Here is a 13,970-nt window from a genome sequence, read left to right as displayed (position 1 = left end):
AATAATGATAACGTATCCAAAAACGAATTACCTTAAGGGAAAGACATTTTTACATAATGTAAAATATCTTTTCCAAAAAACAAAACCGAGGAGGTTCATCATGAAAATTGCTGTTGATTGTGACGACGCTGCCATTGATTTTAAAAATGAGATTTTTAACTACCTGAAAAAGGCTGGTTACGATGTCACCGATTTAGCCTATTCTGCAACTCACGATTGTGATTATCCGGAAATTGCCTTTAACCTGGCCGAAACCATCAAAAACAAAGAATATGACCGGGGCTTTATTTTCTGTGGCACCGGTTTGGGGGTAGCCATGATGGCCAACAAGGTTCCCGGGGTTTTTGCCGGCACCTGTCATGATGTCTTTTCAGCCGAGCGGCTGGCTAAAAGCAACGATGCCAATGTATTAACCATGGGTGCCCGGGTAATCGGCGTGGAACTGGCCAAAATGATCGCCGAAGCCTGGTTAAAAAGCGAATTCCAGGGCGGCGGTTCAACCAAAAAAGTTGAAAAAATGCGGGCTCTGGAAAAAACCTATCTGAAGTAGGCCGACCATGAAAAAGTTTTTACTGGGAACCAACTGGAAAATGAATAAAACTCTGGCTGAGGCCACCGACTATACCCTAGCCGTTTCCGAAATTATTACCAAATACCCGCAGTTTGAGTTTTTTATCATTCCCCCACACACCCACCTGTGGAAGTTAAAAGAACTGCTTGATTTAAACCAAAGCACCCTCAAACTGGGGGCTCAAAATATGCATTATGAGGATGCCGGTCAGTTCACCGGTGAAATTTCGCCGGTGATGCTGGCCGAAATCGGCCTGGATCTTGTCGAGCTGGGCCACTGCGAGCGGCGCCAGTATTTTAATGAAACCGACGAAACCGTCAACCTGAAAGCCCTGGCCGCCCTCAAACACCAGCTGCTGCCACTGATCTGCATTGGCGAAAAAATGAGTGACCGCAACTATGGCATTTCCCGGGAAATGCTGGCCAAACAGCTGAAAGTGGCCCTGAAGGACATCTCTGCTGATCAGATCGGCAAGTTCTGGATTGCCTACGAGCCGATCTGGGCCATTGGCGTCAACGGGATTCCCGCCGAAACGCCCTATGTCAACGAGATCCACGACTTTTTGCGCTCCGTGCTGCTTTCCTTGTATGGCCCCGCCGGAAACGATGTGCCGCTTTTATACGGTGGCAGCGTTAATATTAACAACGCCAGTGAATACGCCCAGCTTGACAATGTCGATGGCCTCTTCATCGGCCGCAGCGCCTGGGAACCGGATCTTTTTGAAGCACTGATGGCATCGGTAAGCGATGTGCTGCGCTAAGCCTTTTTACAAACGAATCCTGATTTTTAAGATACCCGAAGGGGTATCTTTTATTTTTTCAGAAAATGCTGGATTTTACAAATCATCCGTGGTATATTTTAAACATGTTTAATGTTTGTGCAAACGCCAGTGACGTTTGCACCGGAGCAAAACATAACCACAGTAGCGCTGCAATCGTTTACTGATTACTAATGATGCGAGGAGAATTTTTTGATGAATCCAAGAGAAAACGTGATGGCCGTGTATCGTGGCCAACAACCCGATTACTACGGCGATTTGATGGCTGCGGTCGAGTTTATTCCTGATCCTTTCTTTGTTCGGGATGCCCTGCTCCCTCAGGATGGTCAGGAATATCAGGATTCCTGGGGAACCGTACGGGTTTTCCTGCCGGGTGCACCGGGGCCCCATCCCCATATCACCCGGGATAATGTGGTCATTACGGATATTGAAAAATGGGAAGAACAGCTGACTGTCCCCTCCCTTGACAATCTGGACTGGAGCACGGCCCGGGCAGCGGCCGCCCAAATCGACCGAAACGAAAAACTGGCCTGCTTCTTCTACCCGGGGGGACTTTTTGAACGCAGTCATTTTCTGCTGGGGATGGAAGATGCCTTGATGGCTTATCTGGAGTATCCCGACGAAATGAAAGCCCTACTACGGGTGATTGCCGATCATAAGATGGCCTATATCCGCAAAGTGGCCGAAGAAACCCAGCCGGATATCATTTTTTATCATGATGATTGGGGTACCAAACAGAATCTGTTTCTACCCCCGAAGGTCTGGCGGGAGATTATCAAACCGCTGCAGCAGGAAATCGCCGACACCATCCATGACTGCGGGATGATCTACATGCACCATGCCGACTGCATTCTGGAACCAATTGTCAGTGATCTGGTGGAGATAGGCGTTGACATCTGGCAGGGCGTCATTGCCCAGAACGATATCGTCAAAATCCAGGCCATCACCCAGGGCAAACTGGCCATGGTCGGCGGCATTGACGGGCCCAAGATCGATGTCGAAAACATCACAGAAGAGCAGATCCGGGCCGAAGTGCGTCGAGCGGTTGACAGCTACTGTCCTGGCGGCCGTTTCTATCCGTCGATCCCCAATGGCATCTGCTTCCGGGAATGGAACAACGGCATTGTTATGGACGAGCTGGCAAACTACGGCCGGGAATACGCCCGAAATAACCCCGTCGCTTAACCGAAAGCCAGGCAAGCGACAGCGCAATCGGCAGCGCTTTTTTATCAGGCCGGAGCGTGCACAATACCCTACCTCGTTGTGCACCGCCGGCTGTTTTTACGGCAGCCCTCACTTTGACACGACACAGTTGCGGCCCTGTTGTTTTGCTTCGTAAAGGGCTTTATCAGCCCGGTCAATAAAAGCTTCCGGCGACTCGCCCGGTTTATAGGTGGTTACGCCAAAACTGGCGGTCTGTCTGAGTCCCTGGGTAAACAAGGTCTTTTCGACAACAGTCCGTAACCGTTCCGCCGCATATGTTGCCCCTTGTGCATCAATTTGCGGCATAATAAGCAGAAATTCCTCGCCGCCCCAACGACTCAACACATCAACGGTTCTGATTTCCCGGGTCAGTATTTTTACCAGCTGAACCAGAACCGCATCGCCAATATTGTGGCCGTAGGTATCGTTGACATTTTTAAAGAAATCGACATCTATCATCATAATGGCACATTCCTGACCATACCGGTTACACCGGGCGATTTCACTTTGCAGGAATTCATGGCCTTTCAAGCGATTGTAGACCTGGGTGAGATAATCCCGCTCAGCCAGCAGTCTGGCCTCCTGGTTGGCCTGCTCCAATTCCGCTGTGACCACCTTAATAAAATTAACGAGTTGGGAAATAATGCGATTGTTCTGGCGGTTAAAGGGATCGACCATGGCTTCAGCGCTCAGCTTCTCACCCCCATTTTCAGCCGCTTTGCGGCCCCCTCCAGCGTTGCCCCGGCTGAAAAATTTGACCAGTCGGGCAATCATCCGATTATCCCGGCGGTTACAGGGTTGGCCGGTTCGTGGTTCCGTCGGCCCTGTTTCAAGCACCGCTTCAGGCGGTTTACCTACTCCTTCTTTCATACTCACCGTCACCATGGTGGCATTAAGCAACATCACTGTTTCTTCGTGAGAGACAATCTCGCCATGGGTATAAAAACCGGCTGACGGGGCAATGGTTTGAAATGCTTTGGTTTCCAGCTCCACCTCATTCTGAAGCAGAAAGCGACGACAGGTACAGGAATAGATAAAAATCCCTTCCGGATTAAAGGCCTGCACCCGATCCTGAATATCTCTGGCATTTTTAATGATCAATGCCGGATTCCCATAGCCAATCCGGGCTGATTCGCCCTGTTTGATATCGGCAATAAATTTTATGTCGTGATGATCCTTGACTTCATTCGGCGTTTTGGCGTAGACAACTCCATTTCTTTCGACCAGCAGGGGAAACTCCAGCACATTCAAAAAGAAGTTTTCATCATCTTCAATGTTCAGATACCGATGGTACACCTCAAAAGCTGGCTGATTATCAATTGTTTTTAACCACAAGCCATCCGTCTCGGTCAGTGTCAGTTCTTTACTCAGAGGTTCCCATCCTAAATAAGTATTCACCACAATATCAATGTCATCACCCGTAAAAACCACTGCAACGACCCCGCTTGACGAGAATTGCTGATTCAAGGTGACGATGGGTTTCTGCTCGCCTTCGTAAACGCCGGCACCGGCCCCAAAAACCGGATAGGTTCCCCTTCTGCCCGCAGAAAAACCTTTGAGAAAATGAGAAGCATCCATTGACGACGAGGTAGCCAGCAGCAAAACCCCGGCAATCTTCTGACATTGGCTTTCAATTTTTTCCGATAAGTTTTTTCCCACAAGGGCTTCATCCTGGTTTTTAGTGTCAACTAAAAAACCCTGCACACCAGTCTTTTCAAAAAAAACAAAGGAAATGACAGAGGTGTTGGTGAGTAACCGCCCCTCGCTAATTTCCCCCATGGTCGAGCTCCCGACAATTACCGCCAGCGGTGCAACAACCCGAATCGCCGCTTCGATTTCTGTCAGCCATTGGGGCTCACTCCGGGCTGAAAATATCTGTACGAACACGGCCATCGACCGCTTTGTCTGGTTTTTTATTTCTTCTGTTTGAAGCCATTTCTTCAGGGTTTCAATCTGATTGATCGAAATGATTTTATTAATCATTTTTAAACAGTCTCTTTTCTTGTTAATGGTTGCTTCTTTTCGCAACGCCGGTCTTCCTGGTTGATCTGTTTTGTGTCAGCATGTCCTCTGTCGGAAATACGGTAAATCCCGCTATGATGGCCTTAACAACTGACTCGGCGCAAAAATGTATAGTCTATCATATCAAAATACGGGATCGTTTGCAATGCTTCAAAATCGGGTTTTTGTTCTGGCCTTACGCCGGGCTCGTTTTAGTTTTCCGCTGAACGCATCATGCAGTAACAGGTCAGGCCGATATCATCTGATCGATGCGATTCCATCAACTGAAATCCAAAGTGTTCATAAATCGGCAGGTTGTCGGGATTGAAGGTCTCAAGTACCATCGGTTCCTGATTGGCCGCACATTTTTTTAGCACCGGTGTCAGCAGTTTTCTGAAGGCCCCGCTGCCTCGTGCGGACTTGTCAGTGGCGATGACCAGCAGATGATAAACGTCTGTGGCACCATAGGCGAGATGCCAATTCGACGGGATGATCTGGGCCTGACAGACCGCCCGATCAGAAAGCAGCTGCAATTCCTCCGGATTCACGACCGCCAGCAGTTGTTGGGCGGATTGCTGCATCACCTGGGTCAGCCGTTCTTCGGGCCATTCCCGGGTTGCGTAACCAATCAGCAGCCCCTGGCCATCAGGCAGTACCTGGACGGCATTTTCTACCATGAAAGCCTGAATCTGCCCTGCAAACTGGGCTTCAATCAACAGGTCGGCCCGATCAAGACCATTGACCTGAAAGATCACCCCCGGATCTTCCATAAACCGGGTTTTCATCAGTTGGGTATAGGTTTTTAGTTCATTTTCATTTAACATTTGCATTCCTCCGTATTTTTGTTTGACAGGAGTTAAGTACTCCGGGTACTATTTTATCTGCTCCAGCAGGGTTTTTCGGGGATAAAAGCCAAAGCGCTCATAAAAGCTGAAGGCTTTTTCGTTGCCGACGGCCACCGACACGGACTTGGTATGGGCCCCCATCTCATCCATCCAGGCAATGGCATTGCCAAGCAAGGTCTCACCAAGGCCGAGCCCCCGATAATCGTCCTGGACATATAAGGATTCCATCTCCGCATCACCGGAGCATTCAACCCGGGAAATGCAGTAGCCGACATTTTGAGTAGTTTTCGGATCAACTGCAATTTCGATTCGCAGCTGCCCATTTTGGGCCTTCGTGAGCAGATTTTTTTTGCGCATCGCAAACGTAAAGGCTTCATAGTGTGATTTAAAATTCACGGCGGCATTGCGGTGATGCCGGTTCAGCGCTTCCCACAACTCCTTAATGTCATCCAGCAGCGATTCATCGCCGCTGCGATAGGTAATCGGTGTGATTGCGGGGTTTTTGCCTTGGATCGGGCTTTTTTCCTTACTTTGCCCCCCGATATCATCCTGGGCGGCAAACGGATCACTGTCATCTGCGACTTCCTGAATGATCACAATCGGATCAGAGATCAATCCATAGTGTTCATCCTCAGGATAGGTCACGGCAATCAATGGTTCCTGCCCGGCATAGGCAATCATGCTGGCCATTGAATCCCACTTTGTGCAGAGAAAAAAATGAGCAAAATCCCCCTGCTCGACGATTTTCAAAAAAGCACCCCGATTGCCCGGGATGGCCAGGGACTCTTTAACACCGGTTTGATATTCATATTGTTCAAACGCCGCCCGCATTTTAAGCGGCACAATTCCATGCCAGGTTCGTGAAAACATGATAACTCCTTTTATCCTATAATTAGTTTAACTTAAATGGCATTCAACAGCCCCACATACCCCTGTTACAGGTCGCATTCGATGTTGGTGCTTACCGTCCCAATCTGTGGTGTCGTTTTGTGCGTAAGTTAAGTGTGCCTGGCACCCAGCGGATACTGTGGCAGCTAGCGCCTGTGCATCTTCAGCCCGGGAAGGTCATTGAATCGATCTGTTCATAAATCAAATTTTTTGCTGCACAGTGGCCCATTTTCCCGCCAACAAAGGCATAGGTTCCAATGACCTGCCCGTTTTGTTTTTTAACCGCTGCGGCAATACTCTCATGAACCTTGTCGCTGTTTCTCAGATCAGTAAATTGCTGAAAGGTGATGATGGTCACCCGTTTCCCTGAAAAATCGGCCTGCTTAAGAAAGGCGTTCATCGCCGGTACGGCATTACTTGCCCAAATCGGCTGCATTAAATAGACGTCCTGCGCCGTTGCGATTTCCTGCCAGGGCTCGCCTTGCAGTTTGGAGCCTTTTTTAAAAAGCGCCTGCAGGAAGTTGCCTTTTTTTTGTTCCCGCAGTTCGATTATTCTGCCGCCGAGCCGCTCATTTAAGCGCATTGCGCCGCTTCGGGTATTCCCATCTTTTGAAAAATAGACGATGGCGGTGTGATTCTCGTTTCCCATAGCATTCCTCCATTTTTTACTTTGTATTTCTTTTCCAACCACTGTTATTCTCCGTTGGTCCGACATTACGTGACGAGACCGGCATCAGGGGAATGGGTGCCTGTCTATCGGGTACCCCAATTCTGCAGTTCCACAATGTTGCCTTCCGGATCGGTGGCATAAACAAAGGTGGCCACCACCTGATTGGGATAGTCCGCGACAATCCGTTCGCCAATCTGACCCCCTCCGGCCGCCAGCACTTTTTTGAGCATTTTATCGAGATCGTCGACCTCAAAGGCAAGATGCCCCAAACCCGTCCGATTAATTTGTGGTAATCCCCCATCGACCCAATCGTCGTAGGAAAATATTTCCAGCGTCGGCAAGCTGTTTTCATAGCCCGGTAAACAAAGATGCTCGCCCCGGATATGCGCCCCCCGGATTCCCGTCAGCTGATCGATCCAGTTTCCCTGCAGATCTCGTTTTGGCGGGACAGGCACGCATTCAAAAACTTCCTGGTAAAACCGCGAGAGCTTTTCCCAGTCTTTGGCAATAATATTGGTATGGGTAAATTTTATCTTCATGATTCTCCTTCGTCGCCATGCCGCATGAACAACGGCTTCAAAAAACATCCACCTTTGCGGAACTGGCCAAATGAAACGGTTGTCCCTTTTCGTTTTATGGCTTGACAGACCTTTAAGAAAAATACCTCTGATTGGGACTGGTCGGTTTGTCGGGAATGGTCAGTTTTAAGAGGCCGCCTTTGATTAGCGGGTTGAGGATTCTTAGCCTGAAATGTTTTGCATCCTTTATTTCAATAAATGCCTGGATTTCTTGTCTACTTTTGGGTGTTATACAAAATTCCAATATTTTTCTTATCCTTTGCTGTTCCTCCTCACTCTCAGCAGCAGGGGGAGCTTGGGGGGGAGCTTGGTCGCCAGCTACCATGGACAAGGGGATAATCGTCCGGAACACATCCCCCTCGGTAAAAATGGGTGCGGTGCCGGAATAGATTTTGCAGTATTTATAGGTATTGCGGATACCCGATCCCAGTTCGTCCACCAGTCCGATTTCCTTCTCCGTCCTTCCACGCCAATCATCGAAGAAATCAGGAGGCCGCCTTTTAAAATAAAATTATCTTTATATCGGGATAACGACAGTCGCTCAAGAATTCGCTCAAACAGAAACATCTGCAGCACTTCCTGGGGTTTCAACTGCTTCTCTTTGGCAATATTTCGAATGGCACCTTTTAACTGCTCTAGTGTTTTCAATCGCATTTCTCCTAACTCAACACTTCCATATAGGTTCGGATTTTTTCTTCAATGCCAAATTTCTTTCCGTAGTTCAGTAATTTTCTGGCATTATTTTCTAATTTGAAATATTCCTGAATCGCCTGGATATAAAGCTGCATATCCATCGCCTGCTTGTCACGAATCAAATCACAGATACAGCGTTCTTTATCATACACCCTTAGCTGCGCACCCATTGGTGACTTAATCGTCATTATTCCTAAGTCCCAGCGTTCTTTACTGACGTAATGAAAACGAATTGCGGGATGATCTTTTTTTATCCGCGATACATTATCGCCTTGAGGTACGGTCACATCAATGGTATGAGGCACCCGATCCGACATGCCATGCAAATACAGGGCTGTTCCATGAGAAAAAACAATCCTCTCACTTCTTAATTGGATCAGTTTATATTCGTCTACTAACATATTTGACAGGGAATAAATACCCTGGGATTCTTTGACCAATAACCCCTGTTCTACCAATGTCTTAATCCGTGTTCGGCTAATCCCTGCTGCTTCAATCTGTTTTGTCGTAATAATCCCATCCGAATTTTCGGCCATGTCTCTGATTGTTTGAAATGCCGTATTCATAAAAACACCACACTTTCTTTTTTTGCATTTGTACTTTAATTATATTTTTTAAAGAACATTTGTAAAGATTGTTCGAAACAGATTATCTTACCTCAAGTTTTTTAATTGTTTCCGTGGCCATTACCACGGTCGGCAACAGGGTGGCTAGCAGCGCCCACCGGCTAGTCGGGTTTGCGGCCGACGGGGCCGCAGTTGCCAGGCCAGTACGCCAATGATGATGGATCACGGAATAATCCGGATCATGGGTTTATACCTCCTTTGAATACGCTTCTTACGCAATCTTCTGATAGGAACTTGACCGGTTTTCCGGTTTCCAGAAGAAACAGTGAACGACGATGATGCCATTGCCAAACAGATTCTTAAAAAACATCCGACCGCCTTTGCGGAATTGGCCAAATGAAGCGGTTGTCCCTTCAGCAAGTGTCGCTTCTTCACACCATTCTGATTAACGAAACTGGCAGCAGTGGGGGGCACCGGGATGAAGGGCTGCTGGATTATTCGCTTCATGGCTGACTTATTTCGAATAAGTTTATAAATTGGTGTTGGGCACCATTTGCATAAAAGGATAAAAAAATAGAGCGATATCATCGTTTCCGACAATACCACTCCGCAAAAATGACTAATCATTTTTTCTATGTGCCAGTATTTTAAACGATTGGATACCAATTGTCAACGATTGTTTTTAAAAATCCGAAGTTTGTTGTTACCATTTCATTATTTCTATAATACTCGATGTGCTTATACATTCTCGTGATGGTCTCATTCAAAACTTCACTTTGATGATTAATGACACCATCACTTTTAATAATTCTTTTATGGGTGTACAGCAATGTAACGATTTGCTGAATTCTCGCATTGCTCATTTTTTTACTATGGACCTCATTTGATATGCCGATTTTGCTCAACTCATGAATTAAGCCATAGTTTGTTCTATGATTGCTGGTTCGGGGTGATAAATTATTAATGAGACAATTATTATGTGCTGTTGCGTTACGTAAATCTTTTATTGACAGCAGCAGAAAGTAATTATCCCTGAGCTTTTTATCGTTTATTGTTTCAGCACAGAAACGATAGACATTTATAAAACGTCCAAACGGGATTACTTCCATAAAAGCCCAAATTGGATAGTTATCTTTATATTTAGCAATAATATCACCGCAATAAGGATTATTCATATTTCGATTGAGTTCGTCATTCAGGATTTTCAACCGCACCTCATCAAGGCTCTTAATATAATCTTCGACTAGATCATATGCGTCAATATCGGAATTTTCAATAACCTTCAATAACTCTACTTTTGCGAAATGTTCAATATCAAGTGCCATATGCAGAAGTGTATAACGTAGTCGCATATCAATAATCGCAAGATCTTTAAGCATTTGAAAATCTAAACCAATGTATTGCCCTTTAAATTTTCCAGCGGGATGTTTTTGAAAATTCTTTCGATACGCCGTCAGTTTGAAATAGTTATTGTGCTTTGTTAAATAATCGGTGGCTTCTTCTCTTGAAATCAGAACAAATTTCACACCCTTTTTCTCCAGATGCTCAATCTGCTCTTTCGTCGAAAGTTTGGGTTTTATGGTTCTGTACATCGTAATTGTTCACCTCTTTCTTTTTTGACTTGAATCAGATCATTGAAAATTTACAAAAGCGAGGTTTTTCTGGTCTTATTGATATTAACGATAACCTTGAATACATCCACAGGATAAGAAAAATGCAGGGAAGAATCTCATCTCATAAGTTGAGTGTGCCTGGCACTGGTACCGAAACCGCCGTCCCCTTGTGTCCCTAGCATTTTTTCTCCTTCTTCCGCTCTCAGCCTGAATGATTTTTTTGTTTTTTTAGCAATTCTATTTGGATTTCAACAACGATTAAATTAAGTGTGTCTTTATGGATATGTTTTTAGGTTTTATTTATCCTAAAATTATAGTACAATGGTATAAAAACTAGGAGGTGCTTGTAATGCAAATCAATACCAAAAATTTAGTTTCCATTTCCGAAGCCAACCAGAATTTTTCCAAGGTTGCCCGACTTGTGGATGAAAACGGCGCTGCCATCATTTTAAAAAACAATACCCCCCGCTATGTCCTGATTGAGTTCAGCCAGTTTCAAACCGAAGAAACCATTGGCGATGAAGAAGTGGAAATCATAGCCAAACGGATTTTGAAAAAACATCAGGCCGCCTTTGAGGAATTAGCCAAATGAAGCGACTGACCCGTCATCAGGTGCTACGGCTTCACACCATGCTGATTAACGAAACCGGCGGCTGTGATGGCCTCCGGGATGAAGGGCTGCTGGATTCCGCTCTAAATGCGCCCTTTCAAAGTTTTGACGGTGAAGATCTGTACCAAACCGTTCCGGCCAAAGCCGCTCGTCTGGGTTTTTCACTGATCAATAACCATGCATTTATCGATGGTAATAAACGGATCGGTATTCTGGTTATGCTGACATTTCTGGAAATGAACGGCTTTACACCTGATTGTACCGATGATGAACTGATCCAGTTGGGTCTCCAGCTGGCAGCTGGTCAGATGGATGATCGGCAACTGCTTGACTGGATTATTGATCATGTCTGATGCCATCCAGTGGATCTTGGTTTATAGTGCACAAAACCTCCGTCCCCTTGTGTACTCTAATGATTTGTTAAAACGGCGTTAGCAATTAAGCGATCAAATTTTCTGATGTCGACGCCTTTTCGCAAATTGACCTTTATGTGACCAGCCCGCGTCCAAAGTTCAACTTCGGCATTTAAATCGAGCAGCTTACCGGCGTTTTCGGTCGACCACATATTAATCGCTGAGTATGGCAAGGAGTATACTTCTACTTTTTTACCAGTCAATCCCTGGGCATCTCTGACGATTAAACGTTTGTTGGTAAAAATTGCACTGTCTCAGATTGTTTTATACGCAGCCACCGCTTGTTCACCTTCAACCAGCAATTCCTGAACATCTTGTGGAATCGGACACTCCGAAAGGAAGGTCCATGATAAAATTAGACTTGTTTCTGCCATTTTTTTCTCCTCTTTTGTTTGATTTATTTTTTCTGATTTAGATCATTAACGATGCGTTGATGGCGGGTATTTTAGATTTATGCAGATCTACCACTTTCAAGCACTACGGTCACTGACGCTTGCAGGTATGGGACTGCCATCATTTCGCCTTACCATTTTCCGTTAACACCTGCTTAAGCAGCGCCACCGCACTCTCTTCCCCCACTAAGTTAAGTTGTGCCTGGCACCAAGGGCTTTAGTTAAGTGGCCCGGCCCTGGAGCCCACGGATGATGAACTGATCCAGTTGGGTCTCAGGCTGGCGGCTGGTCAAATGGATGATCGGCAACTGCTTGACTGAATTATTGATCATATCTGACACCATCCGGGTAGATCTTGTTTTAAAGTGCACAAAACCTCCGTCCCCTTGTGCTGCGTCTTCACTTCACGCATATCTGCCACCACCGCATTTAAATTGATTCATACTTTCCACACTTATCTCTTCTTAATTGTCTATAATTTGCTGAATTTATCTTTACCAAGCTATTACAACAAACTCTGTATTTCATCAGACAGCATATACTTACCATCCCCAATACTCTTAAAATAATTTGGATAATTTTTACTATGGGTCGTTGATGCACTGTTTGCCAATAATACATTCACATATGTTTCGGGTGGATTCCACCCTCTCTTTTTAATAAATCTTCGCAATTCTTCTGTGTTGAAAACTTCCGGAACTTCACCTTGAAGAACTGCTAACGCAAATTCTTTGCCTAAACCTTTACCGTATTTCCCCATTTTTGTTCTCCTGTTTATCAGCTATTAAAAATATTGGTGCCTTAATGAAACAAACCGTACCTGCATTTTGACCGGTCGATTAACAAGTAAAAAGCCCATTAATATCCCGGTATCATATACTTGGTACTGCATGCCTTTCCAATTTTTTAATGATGCCTTTAGAAATCATCGAAGATTAAGTCAAGTCTACCTAGCACCATCCCAAGAGCTAACTATCAATAACTTTGCCGTCTCTTTTCAAAATTCAATTCTGAAAATCAATTTACTATGACTCTCTTTTGCAACCTGGGAACTGATATCAGCACTTCCTTTAACCTTACCTTTGGCCCCCGCCTTCTTAACAGCCATATCCATAGCATATGCTGCTTTTTCAGACATTGTCGTCAGTGATGAACCTGCTATTTCTAAAGTTTCCGATTTGATCGCATTGTTATTTTCAAATCTCATTTCGATGAGACGCTTAATGTTGCTGTCATGTGCAAACCATTTAAGTTCGGGTCTTTTGGGACTATTACTGCCCTCAAATTGTATTTCTGTCTTTCCTCTTCGATGACTACTTTCCTTTTTTGACATATTCTGTTCGAATTTTTCAGCTGTCGAAACTCCTTGATCTACAAAATTAACCTCTTCACTAAATTTCTTTTCTTTATTTTTTAAATTTGATTCCATGTTCGATTCACTTATTTCAATTGAACAACGCTTTGCGCCTAATGAAAAAGCAATATGTTTCAACTCAGCAATTCTTTCTTCATGTGCTCTCGTAAAAACATAATCCGCTTTGATAAATCGATTACTGTCAAAACTATCCACACAATAAACGGCGTCGCAGGTCACCATCGGGATGAACTGCAGCCCACTCTTTTCTATTGCGTTATCATAAAGATAGAGAATTTCAATATCATTTTCTTTGCCAAGCCAACCAATTGAACCCTCACAGACATCAATACCACGTCTCACCGCATCATCAACAATCATAATTATGTTGGGGATGTTAAAATCTGGACTACAATAAAATTCAGGGAAAATTGGACTATATTTTTTTAACCTGCGTAAATAACTGTCATTTACCGTTTTATCCGATAAAAACTTGGCACCTTTTTGAATGTTTTCGGTCGCTTTTTTCCCAGCTACGTATGTCTTCTGTAAACTATTTGAAACGATTTCTAGACTTTTTTGAGGATCGATAAATTTCTTCATGGAATAATTCCTTTCACAACAAAATTTTTAATCATTAAAGCGGCCCGTACCGTAACCCCAGTTCCAACACTCACTACATCATGCGCACAATACCTACGTCCCTTTGTGCACCCTGGGATCTGGCTTTGTTTGAGAGTGATAAGTTAAGTTGAGCCTAGCACTGGCTGCTAGGTTTCCGTGGCGCAAATTACC

Annotated in this window: 16 protein-coding genes and 1 pseudogene; 5 read left to right on the top strand and 12 right to left on the bottom strand. The window is 45.0% G+C overall.

Annotated elements, in window-relative coordinates:
• The first annotated feature begins 100 nt into the window (after nucleotides 1–100).
• The 3 genes from BI182_RS08330 to BI182_RS08320 all read left to right on the top strand — a co-directional run bounded on the left by BI182_RS08330 (nucleotide 101) and on the right by BI182_RS08320 (nucleotide 2,534).
• A complete protein-coding gene (locus BI182_RS08330; RefSeq protein ID WP_250933590.1) occupies nucleotides 101–550 on the top strand; it encodes an RpiB/LacA/LacB family sugar-phosphate isomerase in 450 nt (149 codons plus the stop codon).
• 7 nt (nucleotides 551–557) lie between these two features.
• The gene (locus BI182_RS08325) at nucleotides 558–1,331 is read left to right on the top strand and encodes a triose-phosphate isomerase (RefSeq protein WP_286806814.1); all 774 of its coding nucleotides are present in this window, start codon (nucleotides 558–560) and stop codon (nucleotides 1,329–1,331) included.
• Nucleotides 1,332–1,544: 213 nt separating this feature from the next.
• Nucleotides 1,545–2,534, top strand: a complete 990-nt coding sequence (locus BI182_RS08320) for a uroporphyrinogen decarboxylase family protein (protein ID WP_070372651.1) — start codon at nucleotides 1,545–1,547, stop codon at nucleotides 2,532–2,534.
• Between the two features lie 108 nt (nucleotides 2,535–2,642).
• Here the strand turns inward: BI182_RS08320 and BI182_RS08315 are convergent, their stop codons facing one another.
• From BI182_RS08315 to BI182_RS08270, 8 genes are all read right to left on the bottom strand, one after another.
• Entirely contained in the window at nucleotides 2,643–4,580 is a 1,938-nt protein-coding gene (locus tag BI182_RS08315) for a sensor domain-containing diguanylate cyclase (RefSeq protein ID WP_286806810.1), read from the bottom strand.
• Nucleotides 4,581–4,765: 185 nt separating this feature from the next.
• Nucleotides 4,766–5,377, bottom strand: coding sequence for a GNAT family N-acetyltransferase (locus tag BI182_RS08310; protein WP_187389324.1), 612 nt, complete (start codon nucleotides 5,375–5,377; stop codon nucleotides 4,766–4,768).
• A 48-nt stretch (nucleotides 5,378–5,425) separates the two neighbouring features.
• Nucleotides 5,426–6,268, bottom strand: a complete 843-nt coding sequence (locus BI182_RS08305; protein ID WP_286806807.1) for a GNAT family N-acetyltransferase — start codon at nucleotides 6,266–6,268, stop codon at nucleotides 5,426–5,428.
• A 181-nt stretch (nucleotides 6,269–6,449) separates the two neighbouring features.
• Complete coding sequence (locus BI182_RS08300) at nucleotides 6,450–6,935, bottom strand: flavodoxin family protein (RefSeq protein WP_286806805.1); 486 nt, start codon at nucleotides 6,933–6,935, stop codon at nucleotides 6,450–6,452.
• A gap of 104 nt (nucleotides 6,936–7,039) precedes the next feature.
• Complete coding sequence (locus BI182_RS08295; protein ID WP_148638490.1) at nucleotides 7,040–7,495, bottom strand: VOC family protein; 456 nt, start codon at nucleotides 7,493–7,495, stop codon at nucleotides 7,040–7,042.
• A 112-nt stretch (nucleotides 7,496–7,607) separates the two neighbouring features.
• Nucleotides 7,608–7,973 (bottom strand): Fic family protein, encoded by a 366-nt coding sequence (locus tag BI182_RS08290; protein WP_286806829.1) that lies wholly within the window; start codon nucleotides 7,971–7,973, stop codon nucleotides 7,608–7,610.
• A 220-nt stretch (nucleotides 7,974–8,193) separates the two neighbouring features.
• Nucleotides 8,194–8,793, bottom strand: a complete 600-nt coding sequence (locus tag BI182_RS08280; protein WP_148638489.1) for a type IV toxin-antitoxin system AbiEi family antitoxin domain-containing protein — start codon at nucleotides 8,791–8,793, stop codon at nucleotides 8,194–8,196.
• Between the two features lie 647 nt (nucleotides 8,794–9,440).
• Entirely contained in the window at nucleotides 9,441–10,385 is a 945-nt protein-coding gene (locus BI182_RS08270) for an Abi family protein (RefSeq protein ID WP_286806801.1), read from the bottom strand.
• A 370-nt stretch (nucleotides 10,386–10,755) separates the two neighbouring features.
• Here BI182_RS08270 and BI182_RS08265 point away from each other — a divergent pair, with 370 nt between their 5' ends.
• A complete protein-coding gene (locus BI182_RS08265; RefSeq protein ID WP_070370477.1) occupies nucleotides 10,756–10,998 on the top strand; it encodes a type II toxin-antitoxin system Phd/YefM family antitoxin in 243 nt (80 codons plus the stop codon).
• Nucleotides 10,995–11,369, top strand: coding sequence for a type II toxin-antitoxin system death-on-curing family toxin (locus BI182_RS08260; protein ID WP_228881287.1), 375 nt, complete (start codon nucleotides 10,995–10,997; stop codon nucleotides 11,367–11,369). Before BI182_RS08265 ends, BI182_RS08260 begins: the two co-directional genes overlap by 4 nt.
• Before the next feature lie 56 nt (nucleotides 11,370–11,425).
• On the opposite strand, the pseudogene BI182_RS08255 reads toward BI182_RS08260, so the two are convergent.
• The 4 genes and pseudogenes from BI182_RS08255 to BI182_RS08240 all read right to left on the bottom strand — a co-directional run bounded on the left by BI182_RS08255 (nucleotide 11,426) and on the right by BI182_RS08240 (nucleotide 13,778).
• Nucleotides 11,426–11,803 (bottom strand): annotated as a pseudogene (locus BI182_RS08255) (PH domain-containing protein).
• Between the two features lie 239 nt (nucleotides 11,804–12,042).
• Nucleotides 12,043–12,192, bottom strand: a complete 150-nt coding sequence (locus BI182_RS08250) for a hypothetical protein (RefSeq protein WP_286806799.1) — start codon at nucleotides 12,190–12,192, stop codon at nucleotides 12,043–12,045.
• A 134-nt stretch (nucleotides 12,193–12,326) separates the two neighbouring features.
• Complete coding sequence (locus tag BI182_RS08245; protein ID WP_286806797.1) at nucleotides 12,327–12,581, bottom strand: hypothetical protein; 255 nt, start codon at nucleotides 12,579–12,581, stop codon at nucleotides 12,327–12,329.
• 237 nt (nucleotides 12,582–12,818) lie between these two features.
• Entirely contained in the window at nucleotides 12,819–13,778 is a 960-nt protein-coding gene (locus tag BI182_RS08240; protein ID WP_148638485.1) for a hypothetical protein, read from the bottom strand.
• Nucleotides 13,779–13,970: the final 192 nt, after the last annotated feature.

It is taken from the genome of Acetobacterium sp. MES1 (assembly GCF_002237635.1).
Taxonomy (GTDB): Bacteria; Bacillota; Clostridia; order Eubacteriales; family Eubacteriaceae; genus Acetobacterium; species Acetobacterium wieringae.
The sequence above is the reverse complement of the archived record's forward strand: the minus strand, read 5'-3'. Positions and strand labels throughout refer to the sequence as shown.